Here is a 22,382-nt window from a genome sequence, read left to right on the forward strand (position 1 = left end):
TTCACCCCACCGGGCAAAAGCAGTTTTCCTTTGATTTGTCCTTCCTTGGTGTTCAACACCACATTTTCTTCCAAAGGAAGCACCTGTGCCCGACAACAAAGACCGCACAGGAAAAATAAACCGGCTAAAATAAAATTCAAATGTTTCATCTATTACGTATTTTAAGATTATTCATTTAACAAATATAGTGATTATATTGAATAAAGCGAATCAATATTTGAATGTTGTTAAGCATCAGTTTTATTTTATTCAATACTATTTCATTTTATCTTCAACATGGATAGAATCAACTAGTTTTGCCACTAAAAAAGAACCGTTACACACGCCTACTTTTGCTGGGAAAGAAATAAATCTGCAACTAATTTCAAAAAAGGATTTTTTATCATTTCCCTTTTCTTATTCATCCAAACAAACTATCTTTGCCACGTTTTGTTCCGCGTACCTCCGACTGATGCGAGGAAGCGGATGAAAAGGGAATCAGGTGCAAGTCCTGAACAGTCCCGCTGCTGTGAGCTCCATCTACCCCTATAAGGGGATAGGTTTACTTATCCACTCACGCCACTGCCTGTATATATAATTAAGGTGGGAAGGCAAGTAAACAGGAGTAAGTCAGAAGACCTGCAAAACGTAAAGTCATCGACCGTCGCTTTCGAGGAAAGAGCAGCGGTAAGAATGCGGTATTTATTCATTAATATGTTTTTTTAAATGAAAGGAAATAACCAGGCTTATAAGCTATGGCTTTGTCTGCTTTGCAGCTTTATCCTATTGCCGCTTGAAATACAGGCACAGGAGAAAGGAGATTCCATTACCGGGAAAGTGCATAAAATAGACGAAGTTACGGTTACGGCTGAACGTACCAAGCAACAGGTTAAAAGTAGCAGTCCCTTCCAACAACTCAACAAGAAGCAATTGCAACAACAAGGCATTACGGATATTGCTGATGCTTTACGTCGCTTCTCAGGAGTCAACATAAAGGATTATGGGGGTGCAGGAGGAATGAAAACTATCTCCGTTCGGAGTTTAGGAGCCAAACATACAGCCGTAGTTTATGACGGGGTTACACTCAGTGATTGTCAAAGCGGACAAATAGACTTGTCTCGTTTCTCTATTGACAATATCCAGCAAATTTCACTGACCATTGGGGACAATGAAGATATTTTTGTACCGGCACGTACAGTTGCTTCTGCTGCCGCCTTAAAATTACAAAGCATATCCCCGGATTTTTCAAACAAAAAAAATCACTTGACGGGACAGATAAAGACAGGTTCTTTCGGGATGATTAATCCCCTTATCCGCTACGAACAAAAGTTTAACGAAAAGATTTCAGCATCTACCACTGGTGAATTTATGAGGGCAGATAACCTATATCCTTTCACTTTAGTCAACGGAGATTATGTTTCCAAAGAAAAACGCTATAACAACAACATTCAAACCTACAGAGGAGAACTGAATCTTTACATCAGCCCTAATAACAGAAGCACACTGAACGGAAAGATTTATTATTACGATACAAATCAGCAATTACCCGGTGCAGTCATTCTTTACAACGCGAAAAGCCGTGAGAAGTTACGCGAACGAAATTTCTTTTCACAAGTACATTACCGTACTTATTGGGAAAATAATCTTTCTTTGTTAATCAATGGGAAATTTAACTGGAGCCAATCTCATTACCACGATGAAGGAGGAAAATACCCCGGAGGAGAATTAAACGACCGTTATTTCCAACGAGAATACTATACATCAGGAGCATTACTATATACTCCGACTAGTCACTGGAGCATGGTTTATGCGGCAGATTACATATATAATAACCTAAATGCCAATACTCCTAACAATACAAGCCCTTACCGGCATTCTATATTACAAACAGCAACTCTCCGATATCAAACTGATAACATAACAGCTGTTGCCATACTACTCGGATCGATATATCTTAATGGTGCAAAAGAAGGAAACGGAGCTGAGAACCGGCGAAAATTATCCCCTTCCTTCTCTTTTTCATGGAAACCTTGTACAGACGGACAGCTATACCTTCGGGCTTCCTATAAAGACATATTCAGAGTGGCTACTTTTTCTGAAAACTACTTTGACCGGATGGGTAGCCGTGATCTTCGTCCCGAAAAGGCTCAACAATATAATATAGGTATCACTTACCAGAACAACTTTACAAGCTGGCTACCAGCAATCAGTCTGACATTGGATGGGTATTATAATAAGGTAAAAGATAAAATTGTGGCAATGCCCTATAATATGTTTATCTGGAATATGGTAAATTTAGGCAAAGTAGAAATTTGGGGAGTAGATGCCAATATAAACACCACTTTCCAACTTGCAAAACATTATTCCTTACTATTGACTGGAAACTATACCTATCAATATGCAGTAGATAAAACAGACCCGGAAGTCGTATATTACAAACATCAGATTGCATATACCCCACGTCATAGCGCAGGTGCTTCTTTAGCCTTGGAAAATCCTTTCATAAATGCTTCTCTTCATGCTACAGGTGTGAGCAAACGATATATTGCTTCCGAAAATCGTCCAAGTAATGAAATGGATGGATATATAGAATACGGACTTTCATTATACCGCAGCTTCAAGATAAAGAAGTTTACATACAATCTTCGGGGAGATATTATCAATTTGGGAAATAAACAATATGACATAGTGAAAAGCTACCCGATGCCGGGTAGAAGCTATAAACTAACTTGCAGTATTCATTTTTAAAAATTATATAAGTATGAAATTCAAACATTTATTTTTTGCAGCAGCCTTATTTAGTATAGCTCCGCTGTTCTGTGCTTGTAACGATGATGACAATGAGATCGAAGTTCCTAGAGATCCGGAAGAAGACCCTTCTTCACAACCCGACACGACTCCCGAAGTAACTTCGCCAACCGAGGCAACAGGCTTGTACGTTATTAATGCAGGTAATCTTAGCAACAATGTTAATGGAACACTTTCTTTTATTAACTTTGAAAAAGGAACAGCAAGCAATAATGTATTTTTTGACATAAACAAAAGAAGTTTGGGAAGTACCCCTCAAGATGCAATAGTGTACGGTTCGAAAATGTATATTGCCATATATGGTTCAAATATTATAGAAATAGTAGACAAAAATACAGCTAAATCCATCAAACAGATTGTTCCGACATCCACTCAAGGGGAAGGTCCACGTGATATTATAGCTGCTAATGGAAAAGTATATGTTTCTATGTATGATGGGTACGTTTCCCGTATCGACACCCTTAGTCTAACTATCGATGCAACATTAAACGTTGGTCCAAATCCAGAAGAGATGACAGTGGCCAACGGCTACCTGTATGTTGCTAACTCAGACGGAATGAATTACGGTGCAGATTATGCAAATGGAAAAAGTGTTTCTAAAATAGGCCTAAAGACATTTACAGAAGCAAAAAGAATACCCGTAGGACTAAATCCCACTAAAATTTGTTCTACTACGGAAGGAAACGTATATGTCTTAGCAATGGGTAATTATAATGACATATCAGCTAAAGTACAAAAAATTGACAATATGAATGTTGTTACAGATGTAACGGAAGCAACATTAATGACTGTAAAAGATAATACCCTTTACCTTATCAATGCTCCTTATGGCGCAACGGCAAATACTTATTTCAGTATAGATACAAAAACAGGAAATGAAACAAAAAATTTAATAGATCAACCTGTTGATAGCCCTTGTGGCATCGCAGTCAATCCATTTACCGGAAACATTTATATCAGTTCTTACAATATGGTTGGAGGATGGCCAAGTTATACCACTGATGGCTATGTAAACGAATATTCGGCAAACGGCAAATTTACAAACAAATACAATGTAGGGGTAGGTCCATGCGGATTAACCTTCTTACTGAAATAATAAAATATGGTTTTGCTTCTCTTCACTTTTGATGAAGGAAGCAAAACTACAATTATTTCCCTCATAAATTAAATAATCTCATAAAACTTTCCTCACTTTTTTACCGTACTTTTGTACAGGATTCACAAACAAACCTAGAAAAATGAACAGCAAAGAATTACAGCTCATTATAAAATGTGGAGAAACCAGTACGGTACAATTCAAGGAATGCTTTCCCAACCAAGACAGTATTGCCGCCGAAATGGTAGCTATGTCCAATGCTCGTGGTGGAATGATACTATTCGGCATAAAAGACAAAACGGGAGAAATCATCGGCTTGTCTTATCAGGAAATCCAGCAACTCAATTCTATCTTGGCCAATATAGCCACTAACTTGCTTCGCCCGGTTATCTATATACAGACGGAAACCGTTATTGTAGATGAACGTTCCCTTCTTATCGCCCACATAGCAGAAGGTGATAACAAACCTTACAAGGATTTGAACGGGATAATCTGGACTAAACAAGGGGCGGATAAGCGCAAAGTAATGGAGAATAGTGAAATTATGCGTTTATTCCAATGCTCCGGCATACTGTACGCTGACGAGCAACCCATTCCTTTCACTTCCGAAAAAGATATCAACGGATATGCTTTGGACAACTTTATCCGCAAAGAATATGGTCGCGAAAAAGATTCATTCGGTATTCTATACACAGAACTTTTACACAACCTTCATATCATGAAAGAGGACAGAATGACTTTGGCAGGCCTGCTGTTCTTCGGCAAAGACCCTCAGCAGTACCGTCCAACTTTTGTCATCAAAGCTGTTTCTTTTTTTGGTAACGATATAGGAGGTATCAACTATCGGGACAGTAAAGATATCACCGGCACACTGCCCGAATTATTTGAAAAGGGAATGTCTTTTCTGAAAGCAAATCTTCATAATATACAGGCAGGACAAGGATTTAATTCTATCGGAAAACTGGAAATATCAGAAGTGGCATTAGAAGAAATCTTGCAGAATGCCTTGGTACATCGTGATTATACGCGTAATGCACCGATAAGATTACTCATTTTTGATAACCGTGTAGAGATTATCAGCCCGGGATGCCTTCCCGATGGGTTGACGGTGGAAAGCATCAAACTGGGAAGCGCCGTAGTACGCAATCCTTTCATTGCTAATTTCTGTGCTAAAACGATGCCTTATCGCGGGCTGGGCTCGGGGATTATACGTGCACTTCAAGAAGAGCCGAATATAAAATTCATTAATGAGCCGGTAGGTATGCAGTTCATTTCAGTAATAGACAGAATCGCTGATGAGGGAGTAAACAAAGATGAGGGAATAAATGAGGGAATAAATGAGGGAATAAATGAGGGAATAAATGAGGGAATAAACGAACTTGAAAGCCTTATCCTCACCTTCTTGGAAAAGAAACCCGGTGCAAAAGGATATGAAATTGCAGAATATATCCAAAAAGGAGCTGCTACGACAGAGCGTTATTTACGATCACTGAAAGATAAAGAATTAATAGAATACAAAGGTTCCCGTAAAACCGGCGGATATTATAAAAAATAACATGAAACAAGTAATCCTATTCATCTTCTTACTTGCCCTTCTTTCCTCCTGCGGCGGAAAAAGCAAGAGTTCTTCTGTAATAGAAGCAGAAAAAGCAATCCCTTTGCGTTATGCAGAAAACCTCAGCCTGTCTGCAACCGAAGACTATACCATTGCCCGTCTGCGCAATCCATGGGATACGACCCGGATACTGCACACCTATGTCTTGGTTGACAAAAAAAAGTCCCTGCCTGCCGACTTGCCGGAAGGGACACTTGTCCGCACGCCATTGAGTAAGGCCGTTGTTTACTCATCCGTACATTGCGGATTGCTCAACCAGATTGGTGCATTGAAAAGTATTGGAGGAGTCTGCGATTTGAAGTATATCAAACTGCAAGAAGTGCAGGATGGCTGCCGCACAGGAAGCATCGCCGATGTAGGGAATGGAATGAACCCGGATATAGAAAAGATAATCGACCTGCATCCCGATGCCATTATGCTCTCCCCTTTTGAGAACAGTGGCGGATACGGACGGGTGGAGAAACTCAACATCCCCATTATCGAATGTGCAGACTACATGGAAACTTCGGCATTGGGACGTGCCGAATGGATGCGTTTCTACGGCCTTCTGTTCGGTGAGGCACAAAAAGCGGACAGCTTGTTTGCCGAGGTGGAAAAAAACTATAATGAGCTGAAAGCATTGGTTGCTCCCCTTTCATCTGCACCGAGCGTTATCAGCGAACTGAAGAATGGTTCGGCATGGTATGTTCCGGGAGGGAAAAGCACCTCCGCACGGATTTATGCGGATGCCGGGGCAAATTATGTGTTTGCCAATGACGAGCATAGCGGTTCTGTTCCCCTAGCCTTCGAAACCGTGTTTGACAAAGGGCAGAATGCAGACTTTTGGCTCATCAAATATAATCAGGCCATTGACAAGACTTATAAGGAATTGGAGCAGGACTATGCTCCATACACCGGTTTCCGCGCATTCAAGGAACGCAACATTTATGGATGCAACACAGGGAAGGTAGACTTTTACGAAGATTCCCCTTTCCATCCCGACCGGTTGCTGAAAGATTTGATAAAAATATTCCATCCTACGCTTTTAGAAGGGTATGAATTAAAATATTTCACTAAATTAGCGGAGTGATTTTGAAGAATAAAGGAACGAAATACGGTATCATACTGCTCCTCCTCATCCTTGCATTGACAGGAGCCAACCTGTTGTTCGGTTCGGTAAACATCCCTGCCGAGGCGGTGTGGCATATCCTTACAGGCAATGAAGTAGAAAAGGCGAGTTGGAGTTTTATTGTCTGGGAATCCCGCCTGCCGCAAGCGGTTACGGCTTTACTCTGTGGAATGGCATTAGCCTCATCGGGACTGATGTTGCAAACGACTTTCAATAATCCCCTGGCCGATTCTTCCATCTTGGGCATCAGTTCAGGGGCAAGTCTGGGAGTTGCTCTGGTCATGCTGGCAGGTGCAGGAACAATCACCGCCGGAGTATTTACTTTATCCGGTTTTATTTCCGTCATTATCGGAGCGTTTATAGGATCCATGCTGGTGATGGGAATCATTCTATTCTTCTCCACTTTGATAAAAAACAGCATTATGCTGCTTATTATAGGTATCATGATAGGATACATCACCTCATCTGCCATCTCCCTGCTCAACTTCTTCTCCACGGCAGAAGGAGTGCATTCCTACATGATTTGGGGAATGGGAAACTTTGGAGGAGTATCTTTACAACAGCTTCCCTTTTTCTCTCTGGTTACAGCGACAGGGCTGCTGATTACCATACTCTTGATAAAACCTCTGAATGCCTTGCTGCTAGGCACACGCTATGCCGAAAACCTAGGAATCAACATTCGCCGTACACGCAACCTGCTGCTTATCGCCACCGGAATACTGACAGCAATAACAACTGCTTTCTGCGGCCCGATTTCTTTCATCGGACTGGCTGTACCTCATATCGCCCGTCTGATGTTGGGAACATCCAATCATAATTCCTTGCTGCCCGTCACTATGCTGACCGGCGGAGTGATTGCACTAGTTTGTAACTTTATCTGTATTTTGCCGGGCGAAGCAGGTATCATTCCGCTAAACGCCGTCACCCCGGTCATTGGTGCGCCCATTATTATTTATGTCATTGTGAACCAACGTAAAATCCAGTATTTCAACTAATGGAAAAGCAAGCTGTTATCACCGCAACAGACCTATGTATAGGTTATCGCACCCATAAAGAAGAGAAGAAAGTGCACGAACACCTTTCTTTCGAGCTTTACCCAGGAGAACTGACCAGTCTGCTTGGAGCCAACGGAGCCGGAAAATCGACGTTACTTCGTACATTATCCGCCTCACAACCCTCTTTAGCCGGAGATTTACAATTACTGGACAAACCTTTACAACACTATTCGGAAAAAGAACGCTCCCGTACCATTGGCGTGGTTTTGACGGACAAGACCCAAGCAGGAGGATTGACCGTGTATGAACTGGTAGCTTTGGGACGCCAGCCGCACACGGGGTTCTTCGGAAGATTGCACCGGCATGACCATGCCATCATTCAAGAAGCCCTAAATGCCGTAGGAATCACTCACAAAGCACAAAGTTATACAGCCGAACTTTCGGACGGAGAGAGACAGAAAGTAATGATAGCCAAAGCATTGGTACAAGAATGTCCACTGATTATTCTGGATGAGCCAACCGCCTTTCTGGATGTAGTAAGCCGAATAGAAATCATGACTTTACTGCACAGACTGGCCGTGGAACAAAACAAGGCTATTCTGCTATCAACCCATGATATAGAACAAGCTCTAGTCCTGTCGGACAAGCTTTGGCTGTTGTCTAAAGAGAAAGGATTGCAATGTGGAGTGACGGAAGATATGATTCTAAGCCATCAGATGGACAACTTATTCTCACACAGTAATATCCGGTTCGATTATGATCATGGCATCTACTATCCAACCGTGAATGGAAAGCAGGAAATAACGGTGGAAGCGACAGATGAAACCTTGCTGCACTGGACTATCAACGCACTGAACCGTCACGGATATACTTGTCTGCAAGCCAAAAACGCTCCTGCCGGTCTGCCCCATCTACAAGTCATCGCCCCTGATGCCTTGTACCTCACCCGGGACGGGAAACATCGGACATTCACTTCGTTCGGAAAGTTGCTGGAAGAAATAAAATAAAGACACGCATCAATCATTCCGAATTATGCACAGTATCTTTCTGTAAATCAACGACATGCTGTGCAAATATATTCTAAATTCCCCTGAAACGGTTTGCCATTCTCCGCTGCCAAATTCTACTTGACGTATATTGGTTGTTCTAATCCCTGTGTCATAGTTGCGGTTGCTTCCTTGCAGGGGAGCGTCATAAGGCGTATTTTTGTCCATCTGCATTTGTTGCTTCACTCGAGTGAAGAGGCGATTTCACTTAGGTGAACAGCCGTTTCTGCCTAGGTGAAACAGTTGCTTCACCCGGGTGAAATATCAAATGGAACGGAGTGAAAATATGATAGGAATAGGCTCTTGTTACATACGTAACAGGATTCGATAGCCGGAAGCATACCACCGATTGAGGGGGATTTGAGAAACCTTCACACAGAAAGTGGTTAGTAATGAGCATGTTGCTGTGACGGAACTTTTTTGTTCTTCATGTAAATGAACCCAAAGTAACTATTCAATCCGCCCCCACGGTGAACCATTGGATAGTTACTTTGGACTTTTGGCCCCCTCTCTTATCAGAATTTCTAAAAGCTATTCTCTCATCAAATAGCCTTTGAAACTTTCAAAGGCTTTTTCCATCGGAATACTTTGTTTAGTTCCTTTCATAAACTCTTGCAGTTTGGTGGGAATCTCCACTTTGTCACCAATGATACCTTCCACAGTTTCCAGGAATTTAGCCGGATGTGCCGTTTCTAGAAAAATACCCGTCTCGCAGGGGAACAATCCTTCGGATAAAGCACGATAACCGCAGGCTCCATGCGGATCGAGCAAGTAACCGGTTTCCCGATATACCTCACCCACCGTTTCACGAATCTGTTCATCCGTATAAGTCGCACCAGAGATATCCGCTGTTATGGCAGCATGACTGTTATCATACAATGCCAGTACACGGGCAAAATTACTTGGATCTCCCACATCCATTGCATTGGCAATAGTAGCAATGGAAGGACGAGGGTTGTATTTTCCGGTCTGCAAGTATTGGTAGAAAATATCATTCCGGTTATTGGCTGCAATAAAACGCTTGACAGGCAAGCCCATGCGTTTACCAAATAGTCCGGCGGTGATATTACCAAAGTTTCCGCTAGGTACGCATACTACCAGATGATCCGCTTTTCCTTCTTTCTTTAACTGCGCGTAGGCATAGAAGTAATAAAATGCCTGTGGCAGGAAACGAGCCACATTGATGGAGTTGGCAGAAGTCAACTTCATGTGTGCATTCAAGTCAGCATCCATAAACGCATTCTTAACCAATGCCTGGCAGTCATCAAAAGTACCGTCCACTTCTAGCGCTGTAATATTCTGACCCAGAGTCGTGAACTGCTTTTCCTGAATTTCACTGACTTTTCCTTTCGGATAAAGCACATACACATGAATACCTTCCACTCCGAGGAAGCCATTGGCTACAGCACTACCGGTATCCCCCGAAGTCGCAACCAGTACATTCACCTGCTTTTGCCCTTCTTTTTTAATGAAGTAGCCCAACAAACGGGCCATGAAACGTCCACCTACATCTTTAAATGCCAATGTGGGACCATGAAACAGTTCCAAAGAGTAAATATTATCTTTTACCTTTACGGCAGGAACATCAAAACTCAATGTATCATAAACTATCTGCTTCAGTGTTTCAGCAGGAACATCCTCACCGAAGAAAGCATCGGCCACGCGATAAGCAATTTCCTGAAACGACAGATTCTCAATCTGATCATAAAACTCTTGCGGCAATGGCTTGATGGCCTCGGGCATATACAAACCTTTGTCAGAAGCCAGTCCCTTCACTACAGCTTCTTCCAAAGAAGCATCGGGAGCCTGGTGATTCGTACTGTAATATTTCATAGTAAACAATTTTTCAATGTGTTAATGTGCTAATGTGCCAAGGGCTTTACATGGAGGATTGCCATTGGGGCAAATTAGCAAACTGCCACATTATTTTTTCATAAATTCATTCATAAACTCATCTTCTTTCAATATTCCATAACTGCCTTCCACACATGCCACTTCATCAAAGGTCTGCACACAGTCCGGTTCTATACCGGGATAATAGATAAGGAAAGGCACAGGTTCGGCCGTATGGGTACGGAGTTCGCAAGGCGTAGGATGATCCGGAAGCACGGCGATAGCCACAGGCTCATCCCAATCCTTCACTGCTTCATAAATAGGTCCTACAGCACGTTTATCCAGATTTTCAATAGTAAACTGCTTCAACTTAAAATCTCCTTCGTGACCGGCCTCATCACTGGCCTCAATATGCAGATACACAAAGTCGTCCGTCTTCAATGCTTCCAATGCCGCAGCAACCTTATTCTCATAATTCGTATTATATAAACCGGTAGCCCCCTCTACAGCAATACGGCGTAATCCTGCATAATGTCCTATACCATTGATTAAGTCCACCGCTGAAATAACAGATCCTTTCTGTATGGCCGGATACTTCTCGAAAAGAGGTTCCATTTGCGGACGATAGCCCGGACTCCAAGGCCAGATACTATTAGCAGGATCTTTGCCTTCGGCTATACGTTTTTGATTAATCGGATGATCTGCCAATAATTTCTGAGAAGCCAGGATAAGATTATTAATCAATCCGGCCGTTTCCTGCGCCTCCGGTACTTCCGCCTTCACCATGAGCGGACGGAAAGGCTGCAAAGGTACATCATGGGGTGGGGTGCAGTCCAATTGTTTATTTCCCCCTTTTATCACCAACAAATGGCGATATTGTACACCGGTATAGAAATGAATCCGGTCAGAACCCAATTTCTCGTCCAAATATTTAACCAGCACATCAGCTTCTTCGGTAGTGATATGTCCGGCGGAGTGATTTTTTATCTTCTCATCTTCGATGCAGATAATATTACAACGCATAGCCATATCGCCCGGTTGCAACTCCACCCCGATGCTTGCTGCTTCCAACGGCCCACGACCTTCGTACACTTTCGGTAAATTATAGCCCATAACAGACATATTCGCCACTTCACTACCCGGATGAAATCCGGGAGCGACTGTAATCAATCTCCCGGTACGTCCCATAGCAGCCAATTTATCCATATAGGGTGTACTGGAGTATTGCAGCAATGTTTTGTTTCCTAGTGATTCAGCAGGCCAGTCGGCCATACCATCACCTAAAATAATAATATGTTTCATAAGCCTAAATATTAGCGATGCTCATGATATCGGCAAATACTCCGGCGGCAGTCACACTGGCACCGGCCCCATATCCTTGTATCATCATCGGATATTCTTTGTATCGCTCGGTTGTAAGCAGAATTATATTATTGCTGCCTTCCAGGCCATAGAACGGATGTTTACTGTCTACTTCCTGCAAAGACACACTGCCTTTCCCATTTTCCAGTTTGGCTACAAAACGCCAACGTTTGTTTTCATCCTCCAACTTTTGACGGCGTGATTCAAAATCCGCGTCCAGAGAAGGTACTTTCTTCCAGAATTCCTCCAATGAACCTGCAAAGAAATCATTCGGTACAAAAAGATGTTTTTCCACGTCTTCCTGTTCCAATTTATATCCGGCTTCACGAGCCAGAATAACCAATTTGCGGATTACATCCTTGCCACTCAGGTCAATACGCGGATCGGGTTCCGAGTAGCGTTCTTCCTGTGCCATTTTTATGGTCTTACTGAAAGGAATATCCGCACTTATTTTATTAAAGATATAATTCAGCGTACCGCTCAATACCGCCTCTATTTTCAATATCTTGTCTCCACTGTTTATCAAGTCATTAATTGTGTTGATAATGGGAAGCCCTGCTCCTACATTGGTTTCAAACAAGAATTTCACACCGCGACGACGGGCTATTTGTTTCAGTTCACTATAAACGGAGTATTCGGAAGAAGCAGCAATTTTGTTGGCTGCTACCACCGAAATATTATTCATCAGAAAATCTTTATATAAGGATGCAACTTCTGCACTGGCTGTACAATCCACAAACACAGAGTTGAATATATTCATACCTATAATCTCGTCATGCAACACCTGGGTGGACGAAGGCATTCCTTTCTCTGCCAACTCTTCCTTATACTGTGACAAGTCTACGCCTGCACGGGTAAACAACGCATGATGTCCATCGGCTATACCTACCACTTTTAGTTTCAAACCGCGTTCCTGCATCAACTTTTGTTGCTGACAACGGATTTGCTCTATCAAACTGCCTCCTACCGTACCTGTACCGCAGATAAAAAGGTTCAGCACCTGATATTCGGACAAGAAGAACGAATCATGAATCACATTCAATGATTTGCGCAGTGACTTGGATTCTACCACGAAAGAGATATTGGTTTCCGAAGCACCTTGCGCACAAGCAATCACACTAATACCGTTACGGCCTAAAGTCCCGAACAATTTACCGGCGATGCCCGGTGTATGTTTCATGTTCTCACCGACAATAGCAATGGTGGCCAAATTCATTTCGGCAACTACCGGACTGATTTCCCCCATTTCTATTTCTTTGGAGAATTCCTCATTCAGCACTTCACAAGCTAGCGCCGCATCTTGATTACGCACACCGATAGAAGTACTGTTCTCGGAAGATGCCTGCGATACCATAAACACGCTGATTCCGTTTTGTGCCAATGCTTTAAAAATTCGGAAATTCACTCCGATCACTCCCACCATTCCTAGGCCGGTAACCGTAATCAAACTCGTATCATTGATGGATGAAATACCTTTAATGGCTTTAGAACCGGAATTAACTTCCTGCTTTATGATAGTTCCCTCGCCTTGAGGATTGAACGTATTCTTAATCAGAATAGGGATATTCTTATGACATACCGGATAAATAGTCGGTGGATAAACCACTTTCGCTCCAAAGTTACAAAGCTCCATCGCTTCCACATAGCTCAACTCATTAATGGTATAGGCCGTACTGATTACACGCGGATCCGCCGTCATGAAACCATCCACATCCGTCCATATTTCCAAGCTATCCGCATTCAGTGCCGCAGCTATGACAGAAGCGGTATAATCTGAACCGCCACGTCCCAAATTGGTCACTTCACCACTGTTCTTATCAGTAGAAATAAATCCGGGAACCAATGCCACTTCCGGTAATTTCTGAAAAGCTTCTTTAACCAAGCAAGTAGTCAATTCGGAATCCAGAATATGCTTGGCATGTTTTTTTTCAGTCTTAATGAAGTTGCGTGAATCATACCATACCGCACCCTTTATCAACGAAGCTACAATAATAGACGACAAGCGCTCACCATAACTCACAATAGTAGCCGACGTTTTAGACGACAAGTCCTTTATCAGATAAATTCCCTGAAAAATATCCTTCAGCTCACTCAACAATTCGTTGACCTTATCCAATAAAACAGTACGCTCATTACCTGCAGGAATTACGGTATATACCATTTCAATATGACGATTCACAATTTCACGGTATTCTTTCTCGTATGCGGAATCCCCATTGGCAGCCATCTGCGAAGTATTGATTAACTTGTCAGTAATACCACCCAAAGCTGATACAACTACGATTACAGGCTCTTCAACTGCCTCTACTATCTGTTTGACACTTAAAATGCTGTTCACGGAACCTACGGATGTTCCGCCGAATTTCATAACTTTCATGCAATTATCTATTTTGTTCCAGCTTCTTTTGTCATTCTGCCCTTCTTACCATTTCAAGTCCGGTAAAGGATCTACTTTCGTTTCACTCAGCATGACAACGAAAAGAAACTGCATCTGTTTACACTAAAAAAATAAAATTAAAAGCTTGTTTTGCTTACGTCCGTAAGCGTGTATCACGTAGAAACACATATACTATCCTTAACCCCGAGGGGTCATTGTTGTGGATGTGGACATTGTAGTTGTCATGTGCCCCATCCCTAATGTGGTGGTTGTATGGAGATAGTACATCGTCATTTTATAATTGTTCTTCTTCTGTTTTTTATTTGAACGATGCAAATATAAAAACAATTTCCTACAATCTATCACAATTTCCCATTTTTTTGCGATAAAATATAAGAATACTTTTTATTAAGGCAGAAATAAGACAAAATAGTGGTGAAAAAGAAGGAAAAACAGGAGGATTCACCACAGATTACACAGATTCACACAGATTTAGTTGAACTAACTCTTTAGTATCAATCGTCATAATCCGTGTGAACCGTTGTAAATCCACATAATCTGTGAATCTGTGTAATCTATGGTGAAACTATCCCCCGTCAGAAATTATAAGCAACACCTACCCCCAATATTTCTTTGAACTGAACTTTCGCCCCTCTTTTAGTTCCATCCTCTTCAAAAGTCTTCACATCATTATCATATTTCAAAGTCGTATTGATGGTGGCGGACAAAAACTTATTAATTTTCATGCTGATCAATACATCCCAATTTACATCCACATTACCAAACTGGCTACTGTAAGGAGTAAAGAAATCGGCTGTTGTAATCATGCTCACATTTTCCATAAGTGGCATCTCGGCCCTGCCTTTCAGATAAGCGCCGCATTCTATTTTGAAACGATCTCCCGGATCCACACCAAAAGCTCCTATCTCCGAAAGATAATCATCTTCCACAAAAGTCATTTTTGCAGAAACCGGAGAAAGAAAAACAGAATAGTTACTCTTAGGGCGATACTCCATACCTAATGAGATATTAGAATAAGCCGGTGCAAAGAAGTTCGAGATATAGTGAGTCTTGTCCGGATAGTTGTATCCTTTGGCAAATTGTGTATTCAAGTCTCCCATTAAAGTATAATACCATACATTATTAGTGGAATATCCTAATTGGGTAGAAAGGCCTATTTTATCGGTAGTCTTTCTCATTCCCTGCGATTTTGTTTTGGACAGGCCATAATCCAATATCAGATTAGTCACCCATAGCCAGTTTCCATTTTTATGAGTCAACGAACCATTCAGGTAAGCGTTTCCCGATAAGGCATTCTCACCACCGGCCGACCAGTTAGTCATGGCGGTTTGTGACAAATTCAGACCGGTAACACCATTCAGTACCCATGCCCCTTCCTTATATCCTTTATCATCGGTTTGAGCATATATGCCGGTTGACATAACGGCAAGTAATATTAAAAAGAATATACGCTTCATTTCAGTTTTATTTTTTAGTTCTTTAATTTATAAGACGTCTTAATAACTAAAACGGAATAATCTTTCCATTTGTTCAGGTATTTTTCATTTCGATAAGAAAGCAGCCTTGAAAAGCCTGAAACATCCAGCTACTTCTGAAAAGAGAAAAAAACTTTAATACTTTTTTATCTGGCCCATAATTGGTATGCAGAACTATTTCCTTACCTTTGTACAAATTCAGCCTCAAGTTGTGCTGTTTTAATTATCCCGTAAGAATATGGCAAAGGAAAAAACTGTATATGTATGCACCAACTGTGGGCAGGATTCACCCAAATGGGTAGGGAAATGTCCGTCTTGCGGTGCATGGAACACATACGTAGAAGAAGTTGTACGCAAGGAACCTGCAAATAAAAGACCGGTATCCGGTCTGGAGCCCGTAAAAAGCAAGCCTGTCACACTGAATGACATAACCGGAGGAGACGAGCCTCGAATTGATATGCAAGACGAAGAGCTGAACCGGGTATTGGGAGGTGGTTTAGTACCGGGCTCACTCGTTTTACTGGGTGGTGAACCGGGGATAGGCAAATCTACCTTGGTGTTGCAAACCGTACTTCATCTGCCTGACAGAAAAGTATTGTATATTTCGGGAGAAGAAAGTGCACGACAATTAAAACTACGTGCAGACCGTATCCCGCATAATTCTTCCGAGTGCCTGATCGTCTGTGAAACTTCATTGGAGCAGATTTATATACATATAAAGAATACACAACCCGATCTCGTCATCATCGACTCTATTCAAACCATCTCCACTGAAACAATAGACTCTTCTCCCGGCAGTTTAGTACAGGTGCGTGAATGTTCCGCCTCTATTTTGAAATTTGCCAAAGAAACAAATACGCCGGTCATCTTAATCGGCCATATCAATAAAGAAGGAAGCATTGCCGGACCGAAAGTACTGGAACATATTGTAGACACCGTATTGCAATTTGAAGGTGACCAACATTATATGTACCGCATTCTTCGTAGCATCAAGAACCGTTTCGGAAGCACTGCCGAACTGGGCATTTATGAAATGCGGCAAAATGGTTTGCGCCAAGTGAGCAACCCGTCCGAACTGTTGCTTAGCCAAGACCATGACGGAATGAGTGGAGTCGCTATCGCCTCTGCCATAGAAGGTGTCCGTCCTTTCTTAATTGAAACACAAGCCTTAGTCAGTTCGGCTGTATATGGAAATCCGCAACGTTCTGCCACCGGATTTGATTTACGACGTATGAATATGCTTCTGGCAGTACTCGAAAAACGGGTAGGATTCAAACTGGCACAAAAAGATGTCTTTTTAAACATTGCGGGTGGATTGAAAGTGAATGATCCGGCCATCGACTTGTCTGTCATCAGTGCCATTCTATCCAGCAATATGGATACAGAGGTAGAACGCGATACCTGCATGGCCGGAGAAGTGGGACTAAGTGGTGAAATCCGACCTGTAAACCGTATTGAACAGCGAATCGGAGAAGCGGAAAAGTTAGGCTTTAAACGAATCCTTATACCAAAACATAATTTACAAGGAATGGATACATCAAAATTGAAAATAGAAATTATTCCGGTCAGAAAAGTGGAAGAAGCATTCCGGGCCTTGTTTGGATAAAAATCTATTTTCTCCTTTAAGACTTAATTTGAAGAATGATATAAAATGACAAAAGATAAATCTCACACCCCTACCTGCGTAGATTGCGGCACACAGAACTGCAAGTTCAAAGAGCGCACCTACCCCGAATTTTGCCTGACAACCCATTTGGAACAAGAAGACTTGGAATGGGCACTGAAACGATATAACGAAAACCACAACGTAATGGTGGCCAGTGCCGAAGTGGAATATGAAGGTTATTGCCGGTTAACCCGTGTGGAAGAAATCATGACTTTTGCACGAAAGATGGGATATCAAAAAATAGGAATTGCTTATTGTATCGGGTTGGTAAATGAAGCCCGTATTTTTGCCCGTATCCTCCGTGCTAACGGCTTTGAGGTTTACTCAGTAATCTGCAAAGTAGCCGGAGCAGCCAAATCCTCTATTGGAATCCCCAAAGAATGTGAGAATATCGGTGCTGCTATGTGTAACCCTATCCTGCAGGCACGTCTTCTCAACCAAGCACATACAGAGTTAAATGTGGTGATCGGACTGTGCGTAGGACATGACAGCCTGTTCTACAAATACTCTAATGCCTATACTACAACTTTGGTGACCAAAGACCGTGTGACAGGACACAATCCTGCCGCCGCATTATATACCGCCAATTCCTATTATCGCAAAAAATTAATGCCGGAAGGCGAATAACCTAAACAAGAACCATGATACAAGAATTTCAAATAAGAGTCTTGCCTGAACAGGCAGCTAATGAACAGTCACTGAAACAATTCATCGGACGTGACAAGGGATTGGATATACGTACCATTCATGCCCTTCGTATCCTGAAAAGAAGCATAGACGCACGTCAGCGTACTATCTATGTAAACCTGAAAGTGCGTCTGTACATCAATGAAGTTCCGCAGGACGAGGAATTTATCCGCACTATATACAATAAGGTAGAAGGAAAGCCACAAGTCATAGTTGTAGGAGCAGGTCCGGGCGGACTGTTTGCAGCTTTACGATTAATAGAGTTAGGACTTCGGCCTGTCGTAGTGGAACGAGGAAAAAATGTACGCGATAGAAAAATAGATATCGCCCGTATCAGCCGTGAGCACAAAGTTGACTCCGAAAGTAATTATAGTTTCGGAGAAGGAGGAGCAGGAGCCTATTCAGATGGTAAGCTCTATACCCGAAGCAAAAAGCGGGGTAATGTAGACAAAATTCTGAATGTATTCTGTCAACATGGTGCCAGTACCTCCATTTTGGTAGATGCCCATCCGCACATCGGTACGGACAAGCTGCCGCGCGTGATTGAAAACATGCGGAATACCATCATAGAATGTGGAGGTGAAGTGCATTTCGAAACACGAATGGATTCCCTTATCATAGAAAAAAACAAAATCACAGGTATAGAGACAAATACCGGAAAGACTTTCAAAGGACCTGTTATTCTGGCTACCGGACACTCCGCACGGGATGTATATCAGTGGTTATATGATAATGGTGTAGAAATGGAAGCCAAAGGTATTGCGGTAGGAGTACGTCTGGAACACCCGTCCATGCTGATTGACCAGATACAATATCATAATAAAAACGGACGTGGAAAGTATCTGCCTGCCGCCGAATATAGCTTTGTGACACAAGCAGAAGGACGTGGAGTCTATAGTTTTTGTATGTGTCCGGGAGGATTCGTAGTTCCCGCCGCAAGCGGTCCGCATCAAATTGTAGTAAACGGCATGAGTCCCAGCAACCGTGGCTCCAAATGGAGCAATTCCGGAATGGTAGTAGAAATCAGACCGGAAGACCTGTCGGACAATAGTCTTTTTACAGAAGAATTAAAAACGAAAAGTGAAGAATTAAAAGCCACGAATAAAAATAATGGTCAATGGACTACCGGCCATTGTCCATTAACCATGATGTATTTTCAAGAAGCATTAGAAGCCACCTGCTGGCAACAAGGCAATATGCGCCAAACCGCACCCTCACAACGAATGATGGACTTCACCCGCAAAAAACTAAGCTATGATTTACCTGACAGTTCGTATAGTCCGGGATTAGTTTCCTCTCCTCTGCATTTTTGGATGCCCACATTCATCACCAGCCGTTTGATCAAAGGCTTCCAACAATTTGGGAAAAGCAGTCATGGCTTTCTGACCAATGAAGCAGTGATGATTGGTGTCGAAACACGCACATCGGCTCCGGTACGGATTCTGCGAGATAACGAGACACTGCAACACGTCACTATCAACGGGTTATTTCCTTGTGGAGAAGGGGCAGGTTATGCCGGCGGAATTGTTTCAGCAGGTATTGATGGAGAAAGATGTGCGGAAGCCGTTGCCACTTATTTAGGTATAGAGGAGGATTGAATCTGTCCGAAAATGATTTACTGTATACATTTGGGCGCATTAAATGCGCCCCTACAGTAAATAAATGATTTGCGATATTATTTTATTATTCTTTCTTATTGGAAGTAAAGTCTTCTTTTATCAGCTTGCACCAATCAGCAATACGTTTACTGGTCAATTGAGCCTGATTTTCTTGGTCAATTACCAAACCGCAGAATTTTTCACCACGTACTGCCCTCGATTGGTTGAAGGTATATCCGTCTGTCGAAGTAAAACCGACCAACTCAGCCCCCGCCTTTTGAAAAGCATCTGCTAAAATCCCCATTCCATCCACAAAATTATCAGGATAGTTCTTCTGATCCCCCAAACCGAATATTGCTACTTTCTTTCCCTTTAAATCCAACGACTCCAATTCGGGAACCAGTTCGTCCCAATAAGTAGGAAGTTCACCATCAAACCAAGTTGACGCTCCCACTATCATATTGTCATACGCTTGAAAATCATTCTGCCAAGCCTTTTCTATCAAAACGACTTCTATTACTTTCACTCCTCCCAAATCTTCCCGAATCTTTTCAGCTATATGGGAAGTCTTGGCTGCATTCATTGCATAAAATAATCCTATTGTTTTCATAATTCTTTTTTATTCACCACAGATTAACACGGACAACATATAAAACGGTCCATGTAACCTGTGGACATTTGATTAATATTCCAGCAGTGTCCTGGCTGCATCATAAATTTTATCCTCAGTAGGTAAAATAGCCTTTTCCAATATAGGATGGAAACCTACAGGAGTGAAAACAGAACCTACACGCTGTACAGGAGCATCCAGATAACGGAACAGCTCCGTACCAATTCCGGCAGCAATTTCAGCTCCGAAACCAGAGAAAACTTTATCCTCATGAACCACCAAAGCCTTACTTGTTTTCTTCACTGACGCATAAATAGTTTCTTTATCCAGTGGAATAAGCGAGCGAAGATCAATCACTTCCACACTCCACCCCTCTTGAGCCAAGCGTTCAGCCACATTCAAACAGAAATGAGTTGTATTTCCATACGTTATCATACTTAAATCTGTACCTTCACGGCGGATACGCGCCTTCCCAAACGGAACCTCAAATTCTTCGGGTACTACGGAAGAAGCCTCTACTGAATTATACAAGGCCTTCGGTTCAAGATATAAAGTAAACCCACGAGAGCGCATCGCAGTACGAAGCAACCCGGCCGCATCATCGGCAAAAGAAGGGCAAACAATCCGGGCCCCCGGCAAAGTAGCTAATGCACCCTCTATATTTTGAGAATGATAAAGTCCACCACCAATATATCCACCCGAGGCCAGACGTAATACAATATTGGGAACAAACTTCCCATTGCTACGCCAGTATTCATGAGTACACTCTACATATTGCTCCACAGCAGGCCAGAAATAATCGGCAAATTCAGCTCCTTCAATAACGACATGTATCTTAGGATCGAAACGGCACATGCCATTTGCCGTACCCACAATATAGTCCTCTGCTATAGGAGCATTAAACACGCGGGCATCCCCAAACTCCTGCTGCATTCCTTTAGTAATATTGAATACTCCACCTTTCTCTTTATTCGCTACATCCTGCCCATAAATGAAAGTATCCGGATTATGGCGGAATTCCTCTTTCAACGTTTCGTTGATAGCAGTTACCATAAAGGCCTTCTCACCATTTTCTTCTTGATGAAGTCCCTCTTTATACTTTTCCGGTATATAAGGATCGGGCAAAACATAATCAAAGATACTTTTCGGATCAGGATCAGGCGCTGCAAGTGCTTTCCGGTTAGCAACCGACAGTTCTTTCTTTGCCGCTGCTTCTATCTGTTGCAACTCTTCTTCCGTAAGACGTTTGTAACGCAACAGCATCCGGCGGAATTTCATCAAAGGATCAGCCTCTTTTACATAAGCCAATTCGTTTTCATCCCGATACAACGTCTGTTTATCTGAATTAGAATGGGAACCAATACGGACACAATTGGCATGTACAATAACAGGAGTACGATGGGCTATGGCAAATTCACGGGCTTCACTCATGGCATTCATCGAGTCGAACACATCTTTGCCATTACAATGAATAATCTTCAGATTCTTAAAACCGGAAAAATTATCAGCATACTTCCGGGCAACTGTCTGATCCTTTTTGGGAACAGAGATACCGTACCCATTATCCTGCCATACAAATATCACAGGAAGACCTTCCCTACTGGCCCCGTTAATCGCCTCGTAAACATATCCTTCCGAAGAAGCAGACTCTCCATGCGAAGTGATCGCCACCCCCTTATGTCCATAATACACCATGGCACGCGCCACTCCGGCAGCATGAAGGTCATGCGTTCCGGTAGCGGACGACACATTTTCTATATGCCATTCGGGTTTAGCAAAGTGGTTGGACATATGACGTCCTCCACTGCCGGGATCAGTTGCTTTCGAAATGCCATTCAATATCAATTCCTCCACACTCATGCCTGCCGAAAGCACGGTCAGCATATCGCGATAGTATGGAAAAAGGAAGTCCTCTCCTTTGGTAAAGACTTGACCTACGGCCAATTGGATTCCGTCATGCCCCGCATAAGGCGCATGATAGGACCAACCCAATGATTGCAACAGATAAGACGGAGCTTTTTCATCAAGCGCACGTCCCAATACCATCAAATGATACCACTTTTTCAACGTTTCGGTATCAGTGGTCTTTATATCATATTTTTTCAT

General features: G+C 42.4%; 15 protein-coding genes, 1 pseudogene and 1 riboswitch. Of the genes and pseudogenes, 9 read left to right on the forward strand and 7 right to left on the reverse strand.

What is annotated here, in order from left to right; all coding sequences use genetic code 11:
* Positions 1–149 (reverse strand): annotated as a pseudogene (locus AB5935_RS16810) (alpha/beta hydrolase); the annotation flags it as partial.
* Between the two features lie 263 nt (positions 150–412).
* A riboswitch (cobalamin riboswitch) is annotated at positions 413–641 on the forward strand.
* A 64-nt stretch (positions 642–705) separates the two neighbouring features.
* Between AB5935_RS16810 and AB5935_RS16815 the strand changes: the two are divergent.
* The 6 genes from AB5935_RS16815 (at position 706) to AB5935_RS16840 (ending at position 8,608) form a co-directional block, all read left to right on the forward strand.
* Positions 706–2,727, forward strand: a complete 2,022-nt coding sequence (locus AB5935_RS16815) for a TonB-dependent receptor plug domain-containing protein (protein WP_007842279.1) — start codon at positions 706–708, stop codon at positions 2,725–2,727.
* 13 nt (positions 2,728–2,740) lie between these two features.
* Complete coding sequence (locus AB5935_RS16820; RefSeq protein WP_007836771.1) at positions 2,741–3,883, forward strand: YncE family protein; 1,143 nt, start codon at positions 2,741–2,743, stop codon at positions 3,881–3,883.
* A 142-nt stretch (positions 3,884–4,025) separates the two neighbouring features.
* The gene (locus tag AB5935_RS16825; protein ID WP_007842277.1) at positions 4,026–5,438 is read left to right on the forward strand and encodes an RNA-binding domain-containing protein; all 1,413 of its coding nucleotides are present in this window, start codon (positions 4,026–4,028) and stop codon (positions 5,436–5,438) included.
* Position 5,439: 1 nt separating this feature from the next.
* On the forward strand, positions 5,440–6,567 hold the full coding sequence (locus tag AB5935_RS16830) for an ABC transporter substrate-binding protein (RefSeq protein WP_007836768.1): 1,128 nt from the start codon (positions 5,440–5,442) through the stop codon (positions 6,565–6,567).
* 2 nt (positions 6,568–6,569) lie between these two features.
* On the forward strand, positions 6,570–7,601 hold the full coding sequence (locus AB5935_RS16835) for an iron ABC transporter permease (protein ID WP_032950837.1): 1,032 nt from the start codon (positions 6,570–6,572) through the stop codon (positions 7,599–7,601).
* Complete coding sequence (locus AB5935_RS16840; RefSeq protein WP_007836764.1) at positions 7,601–8,608, forward strand: ABC transporter ATP-binding protein; 1,008 nt, start codon at positions 7,601–7,603, stop codon at positions 8,606–8,608. Before AB5935_RS16835 ends, AB5935_RS16840 begins: the two co-directional genes overlap by 1 nt.
* A 570-nt stretch (positions 8,609–9,178) precedes the next feature.
* On the opposite strand, the gene thrC is transcribed toward AB5935_RS16840, so the two are convergent.
* The 4 genes from thrC to AB5935_RS16860 all read right to left on the reverse strand — a co-directional run bounded on the left by thrC (position 9,179) and on the right by AB5935_RS16860 (position 15,697).
* Positions 9,179–10,480, reverse strand: a complete 1,302-nt coding sequence (thrC, locus tag AB5935_RS16845) for a threonine synthase (RefSeq protein ID WP_368327498.1) — start codon at positions 10,478–10,480, stop codon at positions 9,179–9,181.
* Between the two features lie 90 nt (positions 10,481–10,570).
* Positions 10,571–11,782, reverse strand: coding sequence for a cofactor-independent phosphoglycerate mutase (locus AB5935_RS16850; RefSeq protein WP_007836756.1), 1,212 nt, complete (start codon positions 11,780–11,782; stop codon positions 10,571–10,573).
* 4 nt (positions 11,783–11,786) lie between these two features.
* Positions 11,787–14,219, reverse strand: coding sequence for a bifunctional aspartate kinase/homoserine dehydrogenase I (gene thrA, locus AB5935_RS16855; RefSeq protein ID WP_007845796.1), 2,433 nt, complete (start codon positions 14,217–14,219; stop codon positions 11,787–11,789).
* Between the two features lie 596 nt (positions 14,220–14,815).
* Positions 14,816–15,697, reverse strand: a complete 882-nt coding sequence (locus tag AB5935_RS16860) for a DUF3078 domain-containing protein (protein ID WP_007836753.1) — start codon at positions 15,695–15,697, stop codon at positions 14,816–14,818.
* A 256-nt stretch (positions 15,698–15,953) separates the two neighbouring features.
* Here AB5935_RS16860 and radA point away from each other — a divergent pair, with 256 nt between their 5' ends.
* Genes radA through AB5935_RS16875 form a run of 3 tightly spaced genes read left to right on the forward strand, consistent with a single transcriptional unit; the run spans position 15,954 to position 19,666 of the window.
* Complete coding sequence (gene radA, locus AB5935_RS16865; RefSeq protein WP_038608758.1) at positions 15,954–17,321, forward strand: DNA repair protein RadA; 1,368 nt, start codon at positions 15,954–15,956, stop codon at positions 17,319–17,321.
* A gap of 45 nt (positions 17,322–17,366) precedes the next feature.
* The gene (locus AB5935_RS16870; protein ID WP_007836750.1) at positions 17,367–18,008 is read left to right on the forward strand and encodes a DUF1847 domain-containing protein; all 642 of its coding nucleotides are present in this window, start codon (positions 17,367–17,369) and stop codon (positions 18,006–18,008) included.
* 14 nt (positions 18,009–18,022) lie between these two features.
* Positions 18,023–19,666, forward strand: a complete 1,644-nt coding sequence (locus AB5935_RS16875) for an NAD(P)/FAD-dependent oxidoreductase (RefSeq protein WP_007836749.1) — start codon at positions 18,023–18,025, stop codon at positions 19,664–19,666.
* 85 nt (positions 19,667–19,751) lie between these two features.
* On the opposite strand, the gene AB5935_RS16880 is transcribed toward AB5935_RS16875, so the two are convergent.
* Positions 19,752–20,276, reverse strand: a complete 525-nt coding sequence (locus AB5935_RS16880; protein WP_007836748.1) for a flavodoxin — start codon at positions 20,274–20,276, stop codon at positions 19,752–19,754.
* A gap of 72 nt (positions 20,277–20,348) precedes the next feature.
* Positions 20,349–22,382: a thiamine pyrophosphate-dependent enzyme gene (locus AB5935_RS16885; protein ID WP_007836747.1), complete on the reverse strand. Its 2,034-nt coding sequence runs from the start codon at positions 22,380–22,382 to the stop codon at positions 20,349–20,351.

The organism is Phocaeicola sp. RTP21198st1_B8_RTP21198_201120 (assembly GCF_040929485.1).
GTDB lineage: Bacteria > Bacteroidota > Bacteroidia > Bacteroidales > Bacteroidaceae > Phocaeicola > Phocaeicola dorei.